Genomic DNA, 24,200 nt, shown 5'->3' with positions numbered 1-24,200 from the left:
TATGCGCAATATCAAATACCTGTTTGCAGGCCTCCTTTTTGGCATAGTGCTGGTGAAATCAGAAGTGATATCGTGGTTCAGGATCCAGGAAATGTTCAGACTGCAATCGTTTCATATGTATGGTATCATTGGCAGTGCTATTATTGTAGGGATGATCTCTGTTATGATCATTAAACGTTTTAAGATCAAAACCCTTACCGGCGATGCTATTGTTATTCCCGACAAAAAATTTAGCTGGGGCAATGTATATGGCGGGCTGATATTTGGCTTAGGCTGGGCAATTACAGGTGCCTGCCCCGGCCCGCTGTTTGCGCAGATTGGAAGCGGCTTTTTGGTTACTTCAGTTACGCTTTTAAGCGCTATTGTGGGGACATGGGTTTATGGCTTGCTCAGAGAAAAATTACCACATTAAATTAATTTCATGCAAAGGTGCGAAGCAGCAAAGGATTTACAAGCACTTAAATATTACTTCATGATCCAACGAAAAAAGATCCCGGTTTCAAATATTTTCAGCATCCTCATTATGGCATTGGCGTTGTTGATAATTTTTAATCCAAATGCAAAAGGCTATCTGATCAGGGGATTGATGTCGCTGGGTTTTTTCCAGCCCGATCCCGGGGGGTACGCTAAGCATCACGAAAATATTGCCAATGTACCGGATATCCAGTTTAAAGATGCAGGCGGTAATACCATATCGTTAGGCACCTTAAAATCTAAAGTGGTATTTATAAACTATTGGGCTACCTGGTGCCCTCCCTGCATCGCAGAAATGCCTAAGGTAAATGAACTCTACAAAAAATTCAGGAACGATCCAAAAGTAGCCTTTCTTTTGGTTGATGTAGATAACGACCTGCCCAAAGCCAAAGCTTTTATGCTTAAAAACAACTACGACCTACCTTTATATATACAAATGAGCAATGTACCCGGCACTTTACTGGATGGCACTATCCCTACTACTCTCGTATTTGATAAAGAGGGCATGCTTATTTATAAGCACTCCGGCGCGGCAGATTATAGCAGCGAGGAATTTGAAAAATTTATGAGGAACCTTGATTAGCTTGATTAAAGGATTCCCTGATAATACTTTTCTTAAAGGCTAACCACCGGTTTTATTCAATTATGCTTATAATTCAAGGTAATCCTTTAATCAAGCTAATCATGGTTAATATTTTTTATTGTTCTTTTAACACTTATTCTCATTTTTTTTCTTTTCTTTACTGCACAATTAGTTAAATCCTAAGTTTCAATGAAAAAGAACCCGTTTTTACACCTCGGCGTTATCGCTTTGTCCTTATTGAGCTCGGCATCCTTCGGGCAAACAGGTACACTTAATATCAGTACCGATTCAAAAACAACCATTAGCAAGCACATTTACGGCCAGTTTGCCGAACACCTTGGCCGTGGCATTTATGGAGGCTTTTGGGTTGATAAAACCCTCCCTGTAAAAAAACAGGACCGCATCAGGCTTGATATTGTTGATGCCCTTAAAAAGATAAAGATTCCTAACCTGCGCTGGCCCGGCGGCTGCTTTGCCGACGAATATCACTGGCGCGATGGTATTGGTCCGGCTACCGCACGCCCACGCATGGTAAATACCAATTGGGGCGGTGTTACCGAAGATAATAGCTTTGGTACGCATGAGTTTTTGGAACTTTGTGATTTACTGGGTTGTGAGCCTTATATTGCCGGTAACGTGGGCAGCGGCACGGTTGACGAAATGTCGAAATGGATAGAATATCTTAATTCAAACAGCAGCAGCACGGTAGTACAGGAACGCAAAAAGAATGGGCATCCGGCTCCTTATAAAGTAACATTTTGGGGCGTAGGTAACGAAAGCTGGGGTTGCGGCGGCAATATGACACCTGAATATTACTCCGACCTTTTTAAACGATACGCTTCATTCGCTAAAGATTACCCCGGCGCCAAATTAAATAAAATAGCCAGCGGACCGAATGCAGATGATTACCGCTGGACGGAGGTTTGCATGAAAAACATCTCGAGCGGTATGATGGCAGGTTTATCGTTGCATTATTATACCATACCAACAGGTAATTGGGGCAAAAAAGGTTCGGCAACTAACTTTGACGAAAAAGAATACTTCAGCACTATGGTAAACTGCCTTAAAATGGAGGAACTGGTTACCAAACATTCGGCCATTATGGATAAATATGACCCGGATAAAAAAGTGGCCCTCGTTGTTGACGAATGGGGCATCTGGACCGATCCGGAACCCGGCAACTGGGGTGTTCTGTATCAACAAAATAGCTTGCGCGATGCTTTAATAGCAGGCACAACGCTTAATATATTCAATAACCATAGCGACCGTGTTAGAATGGCTGCACTTGCACAAGCCATCAACGTGCTGCAGGCGTTGATATTAACTGATAAAGAAAAAATGGTGCTTACGCCTACCTACCATGTATTTGATATGTATAAAGTACACCAGGATGCCAAATATCTGCCCATTAAGTTGAGCGTACCTGATTACGAAGTTGACGGCAAAAAAATTGAAGCTGTAAATGCATCTGCTTCGCAGGATGCGGCCGGCAAGGTACACATCTCATTAGTTAACCTTGATCCGCACAATACCATTACTATTACAACCAGCCTTAGCGATATAAAATGGCAAACCGTTAGCGGCCAGGTATTAACTTCGGCTAAATTAACAGATATTAATACATTTAAAGATGCCAACAAAATTCACCTTAACGCTTTTACCGGCGCTAAAAAAGACGGTGACAAACTGGTAGTAAGTCTGCCTGCAAAATCAATCGTAACACTCGAATTGAAATAAAATTCCTTTCCCCTAAATACAAATGAGGCTGCATCAAATACAAATGATGCGGTCTTTTTTTTTTGCATATAAAGCAATTGAACAAACACGGATAACCAACCTGTTAGTTTTAAGCTTTACGTATTCTGCTTTTAATTTTATAATGGCTCCCGGTTTTTTCTTTAAGTTGAGGACAGAGGCTTTTCAGATCAAAAGTTAAAACCTTTGAAAAAGTTTTTAACACAGCCCATCATGATCATATAATTAAATCAAAAAAAATCCACCTGCTATTGCTAACAGGTGGATGGGGATATAAATTAAAACAATAAACTCTTAAGCCAAATTGCGCCCGGCATTTACAATACCGTAAACCGTACGGATCACCAATTTATTATAAACATCATTAAGCTCAGTATCCTTTTCATAATTAATACATTGCAGGGCGTAGTGCTGAATGATCACCAGCGGTAACACTATTTTTTCGCGAATAGCGATAGAACGCCGTTCAACCGGGTATTCTTCCATCAGTACGGTGCTACCGGTTAGTTCAAGAAGCATTTCGCGGGTGAGGATAAACTCATCACGAAGCATTTTCCAGAAGGCGCCAAATTTTTCATCCTGTTCCAGGTACGCTGTAACCCTGAAGTCCGACTTCGACATCGACATCATACAGTTATCCAGCATAGTTTTAAAAAAGCCTGATGTTTGGTAAAGCTCTTTAATCTCGTCCCAGCCGCCAGTTTCTTTAACCTGTTTAAGTGCTGTACCCACACCATAAAAACCGGGGATACTTTGTTTTAACTGGCTCCATGAAGTTACAAAGCTGATAGCCCTAAGATCTTCCAGTTTTAATTGGGCCCCAGCATTACGCTTGGTTGGGCGGCTGCTGATATTAATCCTTGATAATAATTTCAGTGGACTGAATTTTTCGAGGTATTCAACAAACAGCGGATGTGCACGCAGATCAATAAACAACTTATAGCTTACATCGGCCATTTGCTGAATGAGTTCCTTATGACGGTTATCCAGCAGATCGTTACGGTTAGGGTGCAAAGCTGAGATAATACCTGCGTTGATCAGCTGCTCCATATTAAATTGGGCAGTTTCAACCGAACCATATTGTGAACTAACGGTTTGACCCTGTATAGTTAACTGGATATGCTCGTTAGCAATCTCTTTACCCATTGACGCATAAAAACGGTGTGTTTTACCTCCACCGCGGGCAGGCGGTCCTCCCCTGCCATCAAAAAAAGCCAGTTGGATGCCGTATTTGCGGGCCATCGCGGTAAGCTCAACTTTAGCTTTATATATCGACCAGTTAGCCATCAGGTAACCGCCATCTTTAGTACTGTCGGAGAAACCAAGCATGATTGTTTGCTGGCTCCCCCTGTTTTTCAGGTGCTCTGCATAAAACGGATGTGTATACAACTGTTCCATGATGCCTGCAGCATGTTCCAGATCGTTCACGGTTTCAAACAGCGGCATAAAATCGATGCTTAAGCTGTCTTTTTTCCACCCGCTCCATAAAAACAGGTTAATCAACTGCAAAATATCCGAAGCGCGCTGACAGTTACTGATAATAAAGCGCTGGCACGCCCTTTCACCATTACCCTGTTGAATTTGCTTAACCAACCTGATCGTATCCAGTGTATCGTGGATCATAGCATCTTTTTCCTCTTTAGGGCAAACAAAATCGGCCTCTTTAAAGGTGATGCTCTTTATTTTATCTTCCTCGCTTAGTTCCGAATAACCTTCCGCTACACCTGTGTCAATATTTTTGGTTCCGTAATCAAACACCTTACGTAAAATACGGCTGTCCTGCCTGATATCAAGTGTTGCAAAATAGCATCCAAAAAGGCGTACCTTCTGGATCATATCCTCAACAATATTCACGAACAAACCATCGTGATCCCGAAGGATAACTTCTTTTATAGAAAGCAGCAACTCCAGTAGTTCGCCTTGAAGATCAACCGGGGTTAACTGTTCATTAGCGTTTTTGTAAAACAGCGTTTCCAGTTTAGTCATGGCCCCCTCAACACCGCGGAAAGTAATTCGGCGTTTAAGTACCCTGAAATCCCGGTAGTAACACCTGAACAGGCGCTGCCTTAAAAAGCTGGCAACTTCTTTAGTGGTTTGGGTAGTTACGTTGGGGTTACCGTCACGGTCGCCACCCGGCCAAAAACCAAGTTCCAGTATCTGGCGGCTTGCAGCATCAATATCAAACTCCTCTTCCAGTTTTGACTGGATCCCAGATACGGCATGATAAAATATATTTTCCAGGAACCAGGAAAGGCTGATAGCTTCATCAACCGGCGTTGGCGATGTTTTATTAAAGAATGGCGTTTTACCTAATTGCTGCAGCAATACATCAATATTATTGATATCGTTGGTTTTTACAGCTTCAATTAAATCCGTCATAATGCCAAGCACCGTACCCGGATAAAACTGCGTAGGGTGAGCAGTAAGCACCAGGCGTAACGAAAAATCTTTTAATTTGTCACTGATATCCTGCCGGCTTTCATCACTGATGGCTGCATGCTGCAACAGGCTTTGCAGGGTACCACTGTCATCAAACTTACCTATTTTATTAAATGACGAATCTTCAATGGCGTCAAATAAAACCACCTGCCGTTCAATGTACTGAATAAACCTGAACATGCGGTTAATCTGCTCGCGATGATCGATATCCGGTACATACTTTTCAAAAAACGACTCGATAATATCTGTCGGCGAATCATGGGTGATAGCGCCTTTTTCACAATGTGAACTGAAGAACGGTAATAAGATCCCTGTATCCTTTACCTGGTAAAACGGAAGTGTTTGAAACAAACTGTTATATAACTCAAATCGGGTAACAACCTCGTTATTGAAGGCTGCTTCTCTTTGGCTGAGTTTTAACGTTGGCGACATAGTAAAAAATTAAATTGAGGTAAAATTGATTGGTTTAGCTTTTGGCCTTTTCCGGGGGGTGAATTTACTGATCTTTAATTTAATTTCATCAAAAAGTAAATATTTATTAACACAAATCTTCAATTAATGCCATTTTTATCAAAAACAGATACATAAATTAAAATTATGTAAATTTGCAACGTCATTTTGAGCCATTAAATTATATTTAATAAAACGGGCCGAACAAACAAAATTGCTTATAATAGTTCTGTTATTTACAAAGCTACTGCTACCATGTCTATAAACATCAGGGAGATAAAAAGTTTCTTTTACAGTCAATATTTTTCTGATGGGATCCGCATTTGTATAGGCATTTTACTGCCCTCCCTCTTGCTAATGCAGTTTGATAAATTTGATCTGGGCCTTACACTTTCACTGGGCGCATTGTGTATCTGCGTTATAGACACTCCCGGCCCGGTATCGCACAAGCGTAATGCAATGGCGGCCGGCAACCTGTGTTTGTTTTTGGTTGCCGCTATTACCGGGTTTGCGCGGCTCAATGTATTTACCCTTGGCTTCGAGATCACCTTCTTCGCTTTTTTGTTTTCCATGTTTACGGTTTATGGTAACAGGGCAGCATCCGTAGGCACTTCTTCATTATTGATCATGATCTTTATGATGGATAAGGCATTGGCGGCTCCCGAGGTATTGGGTTACAGCGCGACTATCTTAGCAGGCGGTGTTTGGTATATGATCTTTAGCTTGTTGTTTTTCGGTATCCGTCCTTATCGCGCGGCACAGCAGGCCCTTGGTGAAAATGTGACCGATATAGCACGTTTTTTACGCATCAAAGCCGATTTTTATTTATCGGATACCGATATTGACGAAAACTACCGCAAGCTGGTTTCCAAACAGATCCAGGTGAGCCAGCACCAGGATGCTGTACGCGAACTGCTTTTTAAAAGCCGCATCATGGCCCGGGAATCAACGGCACCAAGCAGGATCCTGGTACTTACCTTTGTGGACCTGGTTGATATTTACGAGCAGATCATGGCCACGCATTATGATTACAACCACATTCGCGAAAAATTTAAAGACACCGGCGTACTAACCGAAATAGCCCGTATTATCCATAATATGGCCGATGAGCTTGATGATATAGCCTACATTATATTATCAAATACCCGTCGCCGCCATCTCACTGATTTTAATATCGAGCTGGAAAAACTAAAAATAAAAATTGACTCCATCGGCAAAAACAACCAGGAAACCAGCAATCTGGTACTTAAAAAGGTGTTGGTAAACCTGCGTTCACTTAGCGAGGGAATCAACAATATTTATAAGTACTACAGTTCAAAAGCAGCCGAATCATTAAACGAGCCCAAGGGCGATGTAGAGTATTCGGCCTTCGTTACCCACCAGGATTTTGCACCGCATATTTTCTTCGACAATTTTACGCTGGCATCCGGCGCATTCAAACATGCCCTGCGTGTAGCGTTGGTATGCTTGGTAGGTTTTATCACAGCTAAATTAGTATCATTAGGCCATCATAGCTATTGGGTGCTGCTTACCATTATTGTAATATTGAAGCCCGGGTTCAGTCTTTCAAAACAGCGTAACTACCAGCGTTTAATAGGCACCATTGGCGGTGGTGTTATTGGTATAGCCATACTTACCTTTATCCCTAACGTCACCGTGCAGTTTATTTTCCTGGTGATTTTTATGATGGGTGCCTACAGCTTTCAACGCCTTAATTATGTAGTGAGCGTAATTTTCATGACCCCGTATGTACTTATCCTGTTTAAGTTTTTAGGTGTGGGATTGTTAAATGTAGCGCAGGAAAGGATCATCGATACTATTATTGGCTCAACCATTGCCCTTGTTGCCAGCTACCTCATTTTCCCGACCTGGGAGTTTGAACAGATCCAGGAAACGCTTCGCGACGTGATTGTTGCTAATATCAACTACCTCGTAACTATTGCCGAAAGCATCTCGGGCAAAATGATCAGCATTACAACTTATAAGCTGGCGCGAAAAGAGGTATATGTAAAATCGGCCAACCTTTCGGCCGCATTTGAGCGCATGACATCAGAACCTAAAAGCAAACAGCGTAAAATAAAGGATGTGCATAAATTTGTGGTGCTGAACCATATCCTTTCATCATACATCGCTACCATAGCATCGGCACAAAGCAAAAAGGAAATCCCGGTTGCACACCCCGAAGCCATGAAGCTCATCAAAAAAAGTATAACCGTATTGAACGATACCGGTCAAAAACTGCATGCTCAAAATATTGAATTTAATATAGGTAAAATCCCTCCTGTTAACCCCGAAGCTCAAAAGCCTGTAGCCCAGGCCGAAGATGCTTTATTGAAAGAACAATTGGGCTTTATCAACAAGATCAGCTATGATATTGCAAAGATTACGGATAGTATTTTGGTTTAGATTTACATAATAACCTATGCCTTTTACATTTGCGCATCCTGCCATCGTTTTACCACTTGATAAACTTAAAACCCGGTGGTTTTCTTTAACCGGCTTAATAGCAGGCGCAATTGTTCCAGATTTTGAATATTTTCTCCGGATGCACATCTACAGTATTTACAGTCATACAATTGCGGGATTGTTTTGGTTCGATATTCCTTTGGCTTTGCTGAGTGCGTTTTTATTCCACAACATCGTCCGCAATAATTTGTTCGATAACCTGCCCTCGGCTTTAAGCAACCGGTTATGCCGGTACAAAACTTTTAACTGGAGCAACCATTTTAAAAGGTACTGGCATGTGGTTTTGATCTCCGTTTTGATCGGTGCCTTTTCTCATCTGTTTTTAGATGCTTTTACCCACCCCAAAGGTTATTTCGTCAAACTACTTCCGGGAATATTTAATAAAAATGTTGTAGCGACTATTCCTCTTTATAAAATTCTGCAACATTTATTTACGCTGGCAAGTACGATATATATAGTTTATTATATACAAAGAATGCCGGCAGGTTGTTATGCAAACCAACCCGCCTCAAAATACTGGATATGGGTTGCAATTTTTACTATAATTGTAATTGCCTTGAGGTTTTGGATAGTGCCCGACTACCATGTTTTTGCCAATGTGGTAGTATCGGCTATTTCGGCATTTTTGTTAGCAATGGTAATCGTCCCGAAGTTTTTATCCGTTAGGAAAAGGGGAATTTTTCACACTGAGAAGTAAATCGTTTTCCGCTTAAGATTTCCGCTTAAACATCCCAATCATGTTTAAACCTTTAAATTAAAATATTTCCAAATACAAAAATACCGGGTTATGGGGATACGTTCATAATGATTTTTCCCTACTTTAGCCATTGATGATACCTGTTGTTTCAAAATTACCCCAAACCGGAACTACCATATTCACCATTATGTCGGCCCTGGCCAACGAACTGGGTGCAATAAATCTGTCGCAAGGTTTTCCTGATTACGACTGTTCGCCTGACCTGATTGAGCTTGTAAATAAAGCCATGAAAGAGGGGCATAATCAATACGCGCCCATGGCCGGTGTAATGGCTTTAAGAGAGCGTATTGCCGAAAAAACCGAAAAACTTTACGGCGCGATTTATAACCCCGAAACGGAGATCACCATCACGGCCGGCGGTACACAGGCCATATTTACGGCTATAAGTGCTGTAATTCACCCCAACGATGAGGTGATCATATTTGAACCGGCTTTTGATTGCTATGCCCCTGCCATAAAACTGATGGGCGGTGTTGTAAAATCGCTGGCACTTGAGCCGCCTAATTACCGCATTGCATGGGACATGGTTAAGCGGCTTATTAATCAAAAAACAAAAATGATCATCCTTAACTCGCCTCATAACCCAACGGCAACCATTTTACATAAGGAAGATATCGATGAGCTGAGTGCGCTGGTGAAAAACCAGGATATCCTGATCCTTAGCGATGAGGTATATGAACACCTGATATATGATGGCGAAACCCACCACAGCATGGCCCGCTACCCTGATCTGCAGCAACGCAGCTTCATCGTAGCATCGTTCGGCAAGCCTTTTCATGCTACCGGCTGGAAGGTGGGCTATTGCATGGCCCCTGCCTATTTGATGAACGAGTTCAGGAAAATCCATCAGTTTTTGGTGTTTGCGGTAAACACCCCGATTCAGTATGCCATTGCCGAGCATTTAAAAAATGAAGAAACCTATCTTGGCCTGGCCGAATTTTTCAGGGACAAACGCGACTATTTTAGAAAAGGCCTTGAACAAACCCGTTTTAAGCTTTTGCCGTGTTCAGGATCATACTTTCAGTCAGTGAGTTACCGCGCTATTACCGACGAAAAAGATGCCGACTTTTCTATCCGTGTGGCGAAGGAATTTGGGGTAGCATCAATACCTGTTTCGGCATTTTACAGTAAGGGTATAGATCACCATGTGTTAAGGTTTTGTTTCGCCAAAAGGCAAGAAACTTTAGATAAAGCCGTTGATAGGTTAATTCGAGTTTAATTTTTGGTTAAACGTCCATAGTTTATGGACCATAGCCAAATTATTTAAGTTTGATTTTGGCTCATGGTCGATAGTTCAAGAATCGTAGCCAAATTGTATAAGTTTTATCAATATGGATCAACCAATCGTCATTCATTTTTGACATGAACCATGATCCATCAACTATGAACCAAATATTATGGAAAATCTTAAAATTACTGTTTTTCAAGGCTACCTTTTTTGGGAAAATACCGATAAAAATCTTCAGAATATTACCCTCAGGTTATCGGGAGGGATCCGCGAAAAAACAGATCTCATCATACTGCCCGAGATGTTCAGTACGGGTTTTACCATGAACGCCGCCGAATTGGCTGAGCCTATGAATGGCAAAACCATGCAATGGATGGAAAAAATAGCCAAACAATATGATTGTGTGATAACCGGGACCATTATTATTAAAGAGGGCGGCAAGTACTACAACCGGTTAATCTGGATGCGCCCTGACGGCAGCCATGAACATTACGACAAACGCCACCTCTTTGCACTTGGCCAGGAACACAATACCTACACCGCCGGCACCAAAAAGCTTTTCGTTGAACTTAACGGCTGGAAAATTTGCCCGGTAATCTGTTATGACCTGCGTTTCCCGGTGTGGCTGCGTAATATAGAAGCTAATCCTTACGATCTGCTCATCGTGGTTGCTAACTGGCCCGAGCGCCGTGCCGCACACTGGCGTACCCTGATACCTGCCCGTGCGGTTGAAAACCAGTCGTACGTAATAGCGGTAAACCGCGTAGGCCACGATGGAAACGAAATTTACCATAGCGGCGATTCCACCTGTATCGATCCTAACGGTAAGGTAGTTTACTATAAACGTGATGAAGAAGACCTTTACACTTTCAGTATCATAGGTGATGAGGTTGAAAAAGTACGCCGTGCACTACCTTTTTTGAAAGATGCGGATGATTTTGAAATAAATATCTGAAATAACCCTGATTCATGGGATTTGAAGATTTCTTGATTTTATCTGAACCGGAATTTGAAGAATTTATTGAATTGCCAGAATATAGAATTCAATAAATTCTTCAATTCGTTTAATTCGGGTTCAGATAGTTCCCCTCCCTACCATTAGTTTTCTTTCACTTCATACAAAATTCATAACCGTTTTGAAATTTTGTACTGTAGAATTGAAGAAGGAAACATGCGTACTATAAAATCCCTGCTATTTATATCACCGTTATTTTTTAGTTTATTAACACAAAAGGCCGAAGCACAAACAGATACGTTAAAGATCACTTTCCCTGATGCTGAAAAACAGTTCATTGAAAATAACCTGAGCCTGCTTGCCCAAAAGTATAATGTTGATGCCTCAAAGGCGCTCATTCAACAAGCCAAACTATGGGACAACCCTGTGTTAAGCACCGACCAGAATATTCATGACGGCAGCACCAATAAATTTTTCAACCACTCAAACGGAGGCGGGCAAATATTTGTCCAGTTAAACCAGGTGTTTGCCACTGCCGGCAAACGTGGTAAACAGGTAAAAGTAGCCGAAGACGACGCTAAAGTTCAGGAAGCCGCCTTTAATGACTTGATGCGTAACCTGCGTTATAACCTGCAGCTTGATTTTAGCCAGTTGGGCTCCTTGAATGCGCAACAGTTAGTTTATCAAAACGAAATTAAATCAGCCACTGAACTGGTTAATGCAATTCAAAAATCATTTGATGTAGGTAATACCTCAATGAAGGACCTCATCCGTTTGAAAGCCCTTTTGTTCGGTTTGCAAAATGATATGGTTGAAAATAACCGCCAGATCAACGATCTGCAAACAGAGCTTAAAACATTGCTGCAAACAAAGGAAACCACATTTGTACAGCCTGTTATAAATGATAAGCCGGTAGAAACCGTAGATCTTGATGTGCAGTCGCTTATTAGCCAGGCCATGACCAACAGGCCCGATTATTTATCGAACCAGTATCAATTAAATTCAGCTACCCATAACCTCGCTTATCAGAAAGCACTTGCAGTGCCTGATGTTACCTTAGGTGTATCCTACGATCAACACAGCAGCTACGCCGCGCACTACTATGGTTTACAAATTGGTTTCCCGATACCGTTGTTTAACCGCAACCAGGGCAATATCAAGTCGGCACAATACAATATAAAAAGCCAGGAGAGCACCCTGAAACAAAATGAATTCCAGCTTAAAAATGATGTAGTTGCTGCTGTTAATCAATATAAGCTAAACGTGCAGTTGTTCTCAACCCAGCAAATCGCCTTTAATGAGCAGTACGACAAACTGTTTGACGCAATGCTAAAGAGTTTCCAGCAGCGCCAGATAAGCCTTGTGGAGTTTGTAGACTTTTTTGACACCTATAAGGACACCAAATTAAAAATATTGCAACAGCAATTCAACCTGCAAAAAGCAATTGCCGACCTCAATTTTGCCGTTGGCACAACCGTAATAAAATCCTGACTAAACTTTTAAGACTTACTATGATGAAAAGAGAAACGCTGTTTTCCGGCATCTCAGCTTTGCTACTACTTGCCGCCTGCAAAGGCAAGACACCTCCTGCTGTTGAAAACAAACAGGTAACTGTGAGTGATTCGATGGCTAAAATTATCACAATCGATACTGCCAAAATCGCTACCATAAAAAATGAGCTTACACTTTCGGGCGAGGTATCATATGATGACAACACCGTTGTTAAAGTATTCCCTTTTTCAAGCGGGCAGGTGTTGGATGTAAAAGTTTCACTGGGCGATAAAGTGAGCAAAGGCCAAACCCTCGCCATTGTACGGAGCGCCGATGTTGCAGGTAATTATACCGACCTGAGCTCGTCAAAATCCGACCTTGCTATTTACAAACGCCAGCTTGAACAGGCCGAATACCTCTACAAAAACGGCATCTCAAGCGAGCGCGATTATACCGAGGCTAAAGAAAATTTCAACAAAGCCGAAGCTGCCTACAACAAAGTAAAAGAGCAGATTGCAATCAACGGCGGCGGTAATACCAGCCCCGGCGGTACATTGGTGATCAAAGCGCCTGAAAGCGGTTTCGTGGTCGAAAAAAATATTACGGCAGGCGGCTATATCCGTCCGGATAATAATAACAGCATGTTCACCATTTCCAACATGAAAGATGTTTGGATTTGGGCAAACGTGTTTGAATCAGACATTAGCCGTGTTAAAGTTGGTTATACCGCGAAGGTTACCACTATCGCTTATCCGGATAAGGTATTTACCGGCAAGGTTGATGCAGTGAGCTCTGTACTCGATCCGGACAACAAGGTATTGAAAATCAAAATAGTACTACCTAACGATGGCATGCTGCTTAAGCCGGAGATGTTCACCAGTGTGATAATAGCCAACAGCGAAAAAGCGCAGTCGGTTGCTATACCAGCTAAAGCCGTTGTTTATGACAATAGCAAAAACTTTGTAGTGGTTTATAACAATAAAGACGATTTGAAGGTGCGTCAGGTAGCGGTTATCAAAACCGTTGAAGACACCACCTATATATCATCAGGTTTGCAAGCCGGTGATAAGATCATCTCAAAAAACCAGCTGCTTTTTTATGATGCCATTGCCGGCAACAACTAACAGGTGGATAAACCAAAAATTGCCGGGTTTTAAAACCAGGCATTTACGTTTTTAAAATACAAAGACAACAATGAACAAGTTCATCAAAAATATAATATACTTCTCGCTCAGGCACCGTTACTTTGTGTTTTTTATGACACTTGTATTGGTAGCATTGGGTGTGTGGAGTTACACCAACACCCCTATCGAGACTTTTCCCGACGTTACCAATACACAGATCATAATTATAGCCCAATGGCCGGGGCGCAGTGCCGAAGAAATGGAAAAAATGGTTACCATACCAATGGAAACCGTTTTAAACTCGGTGCAAAAAAAGGCTAACCTCCGTACCACATCATCTTTCGGTTTATCATACATCCGTATTATTTTTGATGATGATGTTGATGATGCGTTTGCCCGCCAACAGGTATTAAGCCGCTTGGGCAACGCTGATTTGCCTGATGGTGTTAAACCCGAGGTTGAACCGCCATACGGCCCAACAGGTGAAATTTTCCGCTACACCCTAAAAAGCCACACCAAATCTTTGCATGACCTTACCGCCATACAGGATTGGGTGCTTGACCGCCAGTTTAAATCAATCCCCGGCGTAGCTGACGTGAACAGTTTTGGTGGCGAGGAAAAAACTTATGAAGTGAGTGTAAACCCTTCGCTGTTACAAAAATACGGTCTTACTTCGCTTGATGTTTACACGGCCCTTAATCGCAGTAACATTAACGTAGGTGGTGATATCATCGAAAAAAACGACCAGGCTTATGTAGTGCGTGGTATTGGCTTAATCAATAATATCGAAGAAATTCAGAATATTATTATCAAAAACGTTAATAACGTTCCTATCCTGGCCCGTGATATTGCCGAGATTAAAGAGGGTGGTTTACCGCGTTTAGGCCAGGTGGGCCGGGATAAAAACAACGACGTTATTGAAGGTATTGTGGTAATGCGTAAAGGTGAAAACCCTGCCGAGGTATTAAAGCTCATTAACCAGAAAGTTGTCGACCTCAACAAAAGCGTGTTACCTGCCGATGTAAAGATCTCCACCTTTTATGATCGTACCAACCTGATGGATTTTTGTACCGAAACGGTGATCCATAATTTATGCGAGGGTATTATCCTGGTAACCGTTATCGTATTCCTGTTTATGGCCGATTGGCGCACAACGCTCATTGTTGCTATCATTATACCGCTGGCATTATTATTTGCTTTCATCTGTTTACGGTTAAAGGGAATGAGCGCCAACCTGCTCTCTATGGGTGCAGTCGATTTTGGTATTATTATAGATGGCGCGGTGGTGATGGTTGAGGGGATCTTCGTGGCGCTTGATCACCGGGCTAAGGAAGTAGGGATGCAAAAATTCAACGGGTTGGCTAAACTTGGCCTATTCAAAAATGTCGGCGCCGAGATGGGTAAAGCGATCTTCTTCTCCAAGCTTATCATCCTTACCTGTTTGGTACCAATTTTCGCTTTCCAAAAGGTTGAAGGTAAAATGTTCTCTCCGCTGGCTTACACTTTGGGTTTTGCTTTGCTTGGCGCGTTGATCTTTACCCTTACCCTGGTACCAGCTTTGTCAAGTATCTTACTTAACAAAAATGTAAGGGAGAAGCATAACCCGGTAGTGATATTCTTTGAAAACGGTATCCGCCGTATGTTCAGCTACACTTACCGTAACCAAAAACTGAGTCTCATTGTAGCAATAGCCTTTATGTCGGTTACCTTCTTTTCGGCTAAGTTTTTAGGTTCGGAATTCCTTCCGCAGCTTAACGAGGGCGCCCTGTGGGTAACCGCGCAGCTGCCAATGAGTACCTCGCTGGAAAGTTCGGTTAAGGTAACTGATAAAATGAGGCAGATCCTTTCAACCTTCCCCGAAGTGAAACAAACCCTGTCGCAGGTTGGCCGTACCAACGACGGTACCGACCCGAAAGGTTTCTTTAACGTTCAGATCCAGGTTGACCTTCTGCCTAAAAAAGAATGGAAACGAAGCATCAGCCAAGAAGAGCTGATAGCCGAAATGGATAAAAAACTGAGTCAGTTTCCGGGTATTGTATTTAACTATTCGCAGCCTATTATCGATAACGTAGCCGAAGCAGTTGCCGGCGTACCGGCATCTATGGCAGTAAAAATATTCGGGCCTGATTTCCAGGTGCTTGATCAGAAGGCCGACTCGGTAATGGCTGTGCTCAAGAAGATCCATGGTGTTGAAGACCTTGGTATTTTACGAAACCTCGGTCAGCCGGAGTTTCGTATTGAGCTTGACCAGCGCAAGATGGCACTTTACGGTGTGTCTACTGCCGATGCCAACTCGGTTATTGAGATGGCGATAGGCGGTAAAGCAGCCTCGCAGCTTTATGAAGGCGAACGTAAATTTGATATCCGGATCCGTTATCAAAAACAATTCAGGGATACTCAAAGCAAAATTGAGAACCTGATGGTACCGACACTTAACGGTTCAAAAATTGCAATCAAAGAGATTTCCAAAATCACCACATTAACCGGCCCTGCATTTATTTACCGCGATAACAACATGCGTTACATCGCTGTGAAATTCTCGGTGCGTGGCCGCGACTTAGGTAGCACTATAGCCGAAGCGCAGGAAAAAGTAGGCGCCGCTGTAAAACTTGACCAGGGATATTCATTTACCTGGAACGGTGAGTTTGAAAACCAGATCAGGGCATCAAATACATTAGCGCACGTAGTGCCTGTGTGTTTACTGGTGATATTCCTGATCCTGTTCATCACCTTCGGTAACGCTAAAGATGCAGTGTTGGTTATCCTGAACGTGCCTTTTGCTTTGATAGGCGGTATTTTAGCATTACATATTACTAATACAAATTTTAGTATATCAGCTGGTATCGGTTTCATTGCCTTGTTTGGCGTATGTATTCAGAATGGTGTGATACTGATCTCAGTGTTTAAGAAAAACATTGAAGAAAAAATGCACCTTGATGAGGCCATTATGCAAGGCGTGATATCACGTGTGCGCCCGGTAGTGATGACCGCGCTGATGGCTGCTATTGGTTTAATGCCGGCAGCTATCTCAACCGGTATTGGTTCGGAAACTCAGAAACCGCTGGCTATAGTAGTTATAGGTGGGCTTGTGACATCTACCATACTAACCTTATTGATATTACCTATTATTTATGCAATCGTGTACCGTTTAATACACCTTCGTGAAAACCGTAAGCTGCTGAAAAAAGTAGGTATGATAAAAGGATAAAACTGAACACTAATTATTTCGAATTAAATCGAATTTCACGAATTAGTTATTCTAAAATAAATAGCGATGGGGATATGCCTGTCGCTATTTGTTTTTAGTGACCATTTATTACACTAATAATAAAATAGGGAACTTTCCTGTTAGTAAATATTCGTGGTAATTAGTGTAATTTGTGCACACTCAAATCATATAATTGGTTTTAAATAATATGTCATTGATCAAACCCGTATTCCGCTCTGCTTTGCCGGTTGCCCTGTTGCTTGTTCTGCCTTTTTTATCATCGGCGCAAAAGAAAAAAGAGAAGGAAAAAGACTACGCCCAACTGGTTGATCCATTTATAGGTACAGGCGGACATGGACATACTTATCCCGGTGCGGTGATGCCTTTCGGCATGGTACAGCTTAGTCCGGATACCCGGTTGGAGGGTTGGGATGGCTGTTCCGGTTATCATTATACCGATAGCCTGGTATATGGTTTCTCGCACACGCACCTGAGCGGTACCGGTGTGCCTGATTACTGTGATGTATTGTTTATGCCAACCACTGGCGATCCCAAATTTAAAAACACCGATTATCGGTCGCACTTTAGCAAAAAGAATGAGAGTGCCACACCAGGTTATTATAAAACACTGCTCGATAAATATAATATTGGCGTTGAGCTAACTGCAACAACCCGTGTAGGTATGCATCGCTACACTTACCCATCAACCGATAAGGCAAATATCATTATCGATTTGCAGCACCGCGATGAGGTTTTGGATTCATGGATAGAAGTAGTAAATGATCATGAAGTACGTGGTTTCCGTATGTCGAAATCATGGGCCGACAAACAGCAGGTATATTTTTACGCTAAGTTTTCAAAGCCTTTTAAAACCTACGGTACTGCTGTAAATAACGAGGTACAAAATGGCCAAAGCAAAGCACAGGGCAAGAATATAAAGTTGTTTTTGCAGTTTGATAATCCCGGCGAAGTGATCAGTAAGGTGGGTATCTCCTCGGTAAGCACCGAAGGTGCTTTAAAAAACCTGGATGCAGAAATACCTGATTTCGACTTTAAAAAAGTTCAGAAAGATGCCAAAATAGCCTGGAACCATGAATTGAATAAGATTCAGGTAGAAGGCGGCGCACCGGCCCCGGCAACCCAAACCCAACCCGTAGGCGGAACAAGTCCATACAGTTATGCCCCTCCTGCTAAAAAAGTGGTGCAACCCGATTATGCTAAAATCAAACAAACCATATTTTATACCGCCTTATACCACAGCATGGTTGCCCCCAATATTTACAGTGATGTGGATGGGCAATATCGTGGCATGGATCAACAGGTACATACAGCTCAGGGATTTGACTATTATACCGTGTTTTCCTTATGGGACACCTACCGGGCCGAGAACCCGCTGCTTACGCTGATAGACCGCAAGCGCACGCTCGATTTTATCAAGAGTTTTATGGCGATGTATGATCAGGGCGGCTTATTACCGATATGGCCGCTTGCGAGTACCGAAACTTACTGCATGATCGGCAATCATTCCATCCCGGTTATTGTGGATGCCTATGCGAAGGGCATCCGCGATTTTGATGCCGAGAAAGCTTTTGCCGCCATGAAAGCCGCCGTAAACCGTAACCAGTTTGGGCTGGATAATTATCGCCAAAACGGCGCAGTTCAATCAGATAAAGAAGATGCGTCCGTGTCTAAAACATTGGAGTATGCTTATGACGATTGGTGTATAGCCCAAATGGCAAAAATGCTCAATAAAACCGACGATTATACCCAATACATTCAGCGGGCACAATACTGGAAAAACGTCTTCAACAACCAGAATACTTTTATGCAAGCCCGTACCAACGGCGGCTGGCTGGAGCCTTTCGATCCTGCAGAGATCAACGGCAATTATACCGAAGGTAATTCCTGGCAATACTCGTTCCTGGTACCGCACGATGTAGAAACCCTGATTGATAAAATGGGCGGCAAGCAGGCATTTGAAAATAAGCTCGATGAATTGTTTAGCACACAATCAAAACTTAGCGGCAGTGACATTCCCGATGTAAGCGGATTGATAGGCCAATACGCCCATGGCAACGAACCAAGTCACCACATGGCATACTTGTACAATTTTACCGACTCGCCGGATAAAACCCAGTTTTACGTGAGCCGAATTTTGCGCGAAGAATACAGCAACAAACCTGATGGTTTAGCCGGTAATGAGGATTGCGGGCAAATGTCGGCTTGGTATGTGATGAGTTCTTTAGGAATTTACAATATTGCACCCGGCCAGCAGGATTTTCAGATTGGGATCCCGCAGTTTGATAAGGCAGTGATCAATTTGGAGAACGGCAAAAAATTCAGCATTATTAACCCCGGCGCCGGCATTACCCGCAGCAATATCTATCTGCAGGGCATGAACCTTGATAAAAAGGTATATAGTAAGCTTTTTATCAACTACGATGATATTACCAAAGGCGGGGATTTTGAAGTGTTTACCGGCAGGCTGGCTAATAAGATCTTTACCCAGGACCTGGAAAAACCTGTTTCAAAAATTACGGATAACCTGATTATTTCTAACCCATATATCATTGCACCTGCTAAATCATTCAAACAGCCTTTCACCCTTCAAATCAAAGACCAGGATGCGGATGCGAAGATCTATTACACGCTCGATGGCTCTGCTCCTACTGCATCGTCAACACCTTATACACAGCCAATTACTATTAGCGATAACATCACGGTAAAAGCTATCGCGATAAAGGAGGGTAAAAGCAGCTTTATTGATGAGGCAAGTTTCATCAAACTCCGCAACGATATTAAGCTAACTATACTGAACAAATACCTGCCAAACTACGCGGCTAAAGGCGATGAATCATTAATTGATGGACAGCACGGCACTACCAACTGGCGTTTAGGCAATTGGCAGGGCTACCAGGGAAAAGATTTTATAGCCATTGTCGATATGAGCGCCGTTAAGCCCATCAAACAAATCAGCATCAGTACCTTGCAGGATAGCCGAGCATGGATTGTGTTCCCTAAATATGTACAATTCTGGACATCAAACGATGGTAAAACCTATAAGCTGGCTGCCACCGTTAATACCAAAATTGACATTAAAGATACCAACGTACAAACACAGGAGTTTGTCACGCCACTAAACACTAATGCCCGTTACATTAAACTCATTGCCAAACAATACGGCCCGCTTCCAGATTGGCATGAGAATAAGGGCAGCCAGTCCTACATTTTTGCTGATGAGATAACCGTGGAGTGATTTTAGATGTGTGGATGTGCAAATGATTGAAGTTTTGCTATAGCTAACCATTTAAAAATGAATAAAACTATTTCATTTTTAAACGGTTAGCTTTATACAAAAAACTTTACCACACATGGAAAATTACAAACCAACAACCGACGACGGTAAGACCGCCGGCATCATCAGTTATTTTACGCTTATCGGGTGGCTTATTGCTTATTTTGCATTATACACCAACAATAAAACACCGCTTGCATCCTACCATATGAGGCAAACCTTATTGTTTCACCTGGTTTCAATTCTTATTTCATGGATTGCCGGTTTTATTATAGGCATGGCCTTTGTAACATCAGGAATATTCATTGGTGCGTCTATCCTCTGGATTATACGCTTGGGCTTACTGGTTATTTGGATCATCGGTTTAATTGGCGCAATTAACGGCGAAAGAAAACCAATGCCCCTTATAGGCGAGCCCGCACAAAATATGTTTTCAGGCATTTAAGATTTTCACAGCGCAGTTTAAGACTTACGAAGTTTTGAAAATTTCGTAAGTCTTAATATTTCCGTTATTGTTTTTCTAACAACTGTTTAGCCTCCTGTAGTTTTTCCATTTCGTCTTTAGGCAAAACAGGGAATTCCAGCTTCAACTTTTTCAAGGTATCCCTGATTATAGTTGATATCGCGATGCGCGTAAACCATTTCTTATCAGCCGGGATAACATACCAGGGACAATCATCTGTAGCAGTTTCGTTAATGGCTTTTTCATAAGCTTTCATATACTCATCCCAATGCTCCCGTTCCGCAATATCGCTGGCCTGGAACTTCCAATTTTTTTTGGGGTTATCTATTCGCTTTAAAAACCGCTTTTTTTGCTCCTGCTTTGAAACATTAAGGAAAAATTTAATCACAACAGTTCCGCTGTTACAGATATGCTTTTCAAAATTGCGGATGCTCTCATATCGTTGTTCCCAAAACTGTTTATCAATATCTTCTACTTGTTTTATCGCGGGGTTATTTTCTTTTAAAACAAGCTCCGGATGGACTTTAACGACAAGTACATTTTCATAATGCGACCTGTTATGGATACCAATACGCCCTCTTTCAGGCAGGGCTTTATAATGTCGCCATAAAAAATCATGGTCATAGTCTTCTGAACTGGGCTGTTTAAAGCTATACACCTGGCAGCCCTGCGGGTTTATGCCCGACATAGTGTGCGCTATAGCACTGTCTTTTCCGGCAGCATCCATCGCCTGAAAAATAATAAGCAATGAATAACTATTTGAGGCATAAAGTTGCGCCTCCAATTTAGAAGTTTCAGCTATCAGTTCATCCAAAACAGACCGAGCATCTTCTTTTTCGTAACCATCACTAAATGCAGGATCATGATCACTCAGCGAAAATTTGCTATTACTTGGTACTTTAAATTGTTCTGTTAAACTTTTCATATAAATAGATATCCATACAAAGTACAAAAACAACATTAAAGTTTTAGCAACTTGATTTCAAATACACGCGGCAACCTTCAATAGGCGATTTTTTATATCCAAAAAGTTTTTGATTTATTTATTGTGTACTTTGCACAATATAAATATGTATTATGCCAGCGTTAACCTAAAATTTACCTGTCTATTTTACGTTGTTTATATTTGTTAAACTGCACTATGATATAGTGTCATAATTTTACATCTTTACCCAATGTTCAGACGTATACGCAACCGATTTCTGAGATATTTTGTCATATTCATTTACTTCGTAATTATTTTCTTTTGTTCTATTGAGCTTAACTTCCTTTGGCTTTTCGGATACTCACCTGACATGCAGGATATTAAAAGCCCCGTACTTTCGGTGGGATCGGAAGTTTACACTGCCGATGGAAAGCTAATAGGCCAATATTACAAGGAAAACCGCTCACCAATTGAATTTAAAGAGATCTCCCCCAACCTCATAAACGCCCTTGTGGCAACTGAGGATGTACGGTTTTACAGTCATGGCGGCGTAGATTTTTACTCCTTTTTTACCAGTGTACTCTCAACAGCCAAAGGCGACCGCCGCGGCGGCAGCACCATAACCCAGCAGTTAGCCAAAAACCTTTTTGAAACGCGTAAAAAGAAATCGCAGGGCGTCATTAAGCATATCCCGGTACTGCGCACCATTGTTTATAAATGCAAGGAATGGCTTACCGCTTTTAAAATTGAGCACGTTTACAGCAAGCAGCAAATATTGACGCTGTACTTCAATACCGTGCCCTTTGGCAACAATTCATACGGTATTAAAACAGCATCGTTAAAATATTTTAATAAGCAGCCCGGCACCTTAAACCCTGCCGAATCAGCCTTACTTATCGGCATGCTGAAAGCCACATCGAGCTACAACCCCATTAAAAATCCGCAGCGCGCTACCGAAAGGCGCAATACTGTATTGGGACAAATGGAAAAATATAAGTTCCTCACTGCCGACCAGTATAAAAATAACGTTGCATTGCCACTCGGGCTCGACCTGAGTTATGTTGAAGACGACTCCCACGGCGATTCATACCTGCGCCGCGCCGTTGAGAAATGGCTGGATAAATGGTGTAAGGAAAACGATTACAATCTTTATGAAGATGGCCTGAAAATCTATACTACCATCGATTCAAAAATGCAGCAATATGCCGAGGAAGCTGTTACCGAAAAAATGAAGATGCTGCAAAAACGCTTCTATAATCTTTGGGGGAACAAAAATCCCTGGCGCGATTCAAAAGGCGTTGAGATCAAAGATTTCATTCTCAAAAACGAACAAAGGCTCCCCATTTACAAGTTACTTGAAAAAAAATACGGCGGGGATACGATAAAGATCCAGGATTACTTTAAAACGAAAAAGCGGATGACTGTGTTTACCTGGCATGGAGAACAGGACACTACTTTTTCTACTATAGATTCTATAAAATATTACGCTAAAATCCTGAACACCGGCATGATGACACTGGAGCCATCAACCGGTAAAATAAAAGTTTGGATTGGCGGTATCGATCACCGTTTCTTTAATTACGATCACGTAAACCAAAGCCGCAGACAGGCAGGCTCCACCTTTAAGCCATTTGCCTATTTAACGGCGCTTGATAATGGCTTTACCCCTTGCGATAAGTTTACCGACAAGCCGGTATCCATCAAATACAAAGACAATGGCGAGGACAAAGTTTGGGAGCCTAACAATGCCGACTTCCATTTCTCCTATCGTGAAATGTCACTGCGCTGGGCTATGGGTAAATCTGTAAATTCCATTACAGCACAACTAACCGAAAAAGTGGGCTGGGATAAAATTGTGGAATACGCTCACCGCTGCGGCATCGAAAGCCCTTTAAAGGCCGTTCCATCGGTATCATTGGGTTCAAATGATGTTTCGGTTTATGAGATGGTTAGGGCTTATAGCACGTTTCTTAACAAGGGCGAAAAATTGGATCCGTTGCTGGTCACTAAAATCACTGATCAGCAAGGCAATGTTATACAGGAGTTTAAGCTTAAAACCGAAAAGGTTTTAAGTGAAGAAACTGCCTGGCTCATGCTCTACATGTTCCGCGGGGGAATGGAAGAACCCGGTGGAACCTCACAGGCGCTGTGGGAATACAACGGCCTTTGGAAAAAAGACAACCAGATAGGCGGCAAAACCGGTACATCATCTGATTATGTGGATGGCTGGTATATGGGTATCACCAAAGATCTCGTTACGGGAGTTTGGGTTGGCGCCGATGACCGCTCAGTACACTTTACCACATCCGAAACCGGCGAAGGTTCGCATACGGCGTTGCCCATCTTCGGCAGGTTTATGGAAAAAGTATATGCCGATCAGTCGTTAGGATATACTTACGGACCATTCCCAAAACCATGGACCAAGATCACCAAAACTTATAATTGCCCGTCGCCGCATATTGAAGAAGATACAACCTCAACAGATAGCATAAGCAACCCAATTGATACAACAGGCGTAACACCTGTACAGGAAAACAATCCGGAAAACCCGGAAAATATACCGCCGGGCAATAAATAAGGATTATCG

General features: G+C 42.2%; 15 protein-coding genes. 13 read left to right on the top strand and 2 right to left on the bottom strand.

Annotated features, from left to right (window positions below; genetic code table 11):
- The first annotated feature begins 1 nt into the window (after window position 1).
- The 3 genes from ACP26M_RS05210 (at window position 2) to ACP26M_RS05200 (ending at window position 2,794) form a co-directional block, all read left to right on the top strand.
- Window positions 2-412, top strand: a complete 411-nt coding sequence (locus ACP26M_RS05210) for a DUF6691 family protein (RefSeq protein ID WP_373613367.1) — start codon at window positions 2-4, stop codon at window positions 410-412.
- 9 nt (window positions 413-421) lie between these two features.
- A complete protein-coding gene (locus tag ACP26M_RS05205) occupies window positions 422-1,057 on the top strand; it encodes a TlpA family protein disulfide reductase (protein ID WP_426586791.1) in 636 nt (211 codons plus the stop codon).
- A gap of 189 nt (window positions 1,058-1,246) precedes the next feature.
- Window positions 1,247-2,794 (top strand): alpha-N-arabinofuranosidase, encoded by a 1,548-nt coding sequence (locus ACP26M_RS05200; RefSeq protein WP_373613365.1) that lies wholly within the window; start codon window positions 1,247-1,249, stop codon window positions 2,792-2,794.
- A 312-nt stretch (window positions 2,795-3,106) separates the two neighbouring features.
- Here ACP26M_RS05200 and ACP26M_RS05195 read toward each other — a convergent pair whose 3' ends face one another.
- A complete protein-coding gene (locus ACP26M_RS05195) occupies window positions 3,107-5,683 on the bottom strand; it encodes a phosphoenolpyruvate carboxylase (protein WP_426586788.1) in 2,577 nt (858 codons plus the stop codon).
- Between the two features lie 273 nt (window positions 5,684-5,956).
- Between ACP26M_RS05195 and ACP26M_RS05190 the strand changes: the two genes are divergently transcribed.
- The 9 genes from ACP26M_RS05190 to ACP26M_RS05150 all read left to right on the top strand — a co-directional run bounded on the left by ACP26M_RS05190 (window position 5,957) and on the right by ACP26M_RS05150 (window position 20,670).
- Entirely contained in the window at window positions 5,957-8,107 is a 2,151-nt protein-coding gene (locus tag ACP26M_RS05190) for an FUSC family membrane protein (protein WP_426586786.1), read from the top strand.
- 16 nt (window positions 8,108-8,123) lie between these two features.
- Complete coding sequence (locus ACP26M_RS05185; RefSeq protein WP_426586784.1) at window positions 8,124-8,864, top strand: DUF4184 family protein; 741 nt, start codon at window positions 8,124-8,126, stop codon at window positions 8,862-8,864.
- A gap of 133 nt (window positions 8,865-8,997) precedes the next feature.
- Window positions 8,998-10,143 (top strand): methionine aminotransferase, encoded by a 1,146-nt coding sequence (locus ACP26M_RS05180; protein WP_426586782.1) that lies wholly within the window; start codon window positions 8,998-9,000, stop codon window positions 10,141-10,143.
- A gap of 178 nt (window positions 10,144-10,321) precedes the next feature.
- Window positions 10,322-11,107 (top strand): nitrilase family protein, encoded by a 786-nt coding sequence (locus ACP26M_RS05175; RefSeq protein WP_091162596.1) that lies wholly within the window; start codon window positions 10,322-10,324, stop codon window positions 11,105-11,107.
- 216 nt (window positions 11,108-11,323) lie between these two features.
- Window positions 11,324-12,598 (top strand): TolC family protein, encoded by a 1,275-nt coding sequence (locus ACP26M_RS05170; RefSeq protein ID WP_426586779.1) that lies wholly within the window; start codon window positions 11,324-11,326, stop codon window positions 12,596-12,598.
- Between the two features lie 20 nt (window positions 12,599-12,618).
- The gene (locus ACP26M_RS05165; protein ID WP_354483844.1) at window positions 12,619-13,722 is read left to right on the top strand and encodes an efflux RND transporter periplasmic adaptor subunit; all 1,104 of its coding nucleotides are present in this window, start codon (window positions 12,619-12,621) and stop codon (window positions 13,720-13,722) included.
- A gap of 70 nt (window positions 13,723-13,792) precedes the next feature.
- Entirely contained in the window at window positions 13,793-16,930 is a 3,138-nt protein-coding gene (locus tag ACP26M_RS05160; RefSeq protein ID WP_188832634.1) for an efflux RND transporter permease subunit, read from the top strand.
- A gap of 208 nt (window positions 16,931-17,138) precedes the next feature.
- Window positions 17,139-20,186, top strand: a complete 3,048-nt coding sequence (locus tag ACP26M_RS05155; protein ID WP_426586776.1) for a GH92 family glycosyl hydrolase — start codon at window positions 17,139-17,141, stop codon at window positions 20,184-20,186.
- 115 nt (window positions 20,187-20,301) lie between these two features.
- A complete protein-coding gene (locus ACP26M_RS05150; protein ID WP_426586774.1) occupies window positions 20,302-20,670 on the top strand; it encodes a DUF4870 domain-containing protein in 369 nt (122 codons plus the stop codon).
- 64 nt (window positions 20,671-20,734) lie between these two features.
- Here ACP26M_RS05150 and ACP26M_RS05145 read toward each other — a convergent pair whose 3' ends face one another.
- A complete protein-coding gene (locus ACP26M_RS05145) occupies window positions 20,735-21,613 on the bottom strand; it encodes a polyphosphate kinase 2 family protein (RefSeq protein WP_426586772.1) in 879 nt (292 codons plus the stop codon).
- Between the two features lie 250 nt (window positions 21,614-21,863).
- Here ACP26M_RS05145 and ACP26M_RS05140 point away from each other — a divergent pair, with 250 nt between their 5' ends.
- Complete coding sequence (locus ACP26M_RS05140; protein ID WP_426586770.1) at window positions 21,864-24,191, top strand: penicillin-binding protein 1A; 2,328 nt, start codon at window positions 21,864-21,866, stop codon at window positions 24,189-24,191.
- Window positions 24,192-24,200 lie beyond the last annotated feature (9 nt).

Source organism: Mucilaginibacter sp. R-33 (genome assembly GCF_049949235.1).
Classification (GTDB): domain Bacteria; phylum Bacteroidota; class Bacteroidia; order Sphingobacteriales; family Sphingobacteriaceae; genus Mucilaginibacter.
Note: the sequence above shows the minus strand (reverse complement) of the source record. Positions and strands in the feature narration are given on the sequence as shown.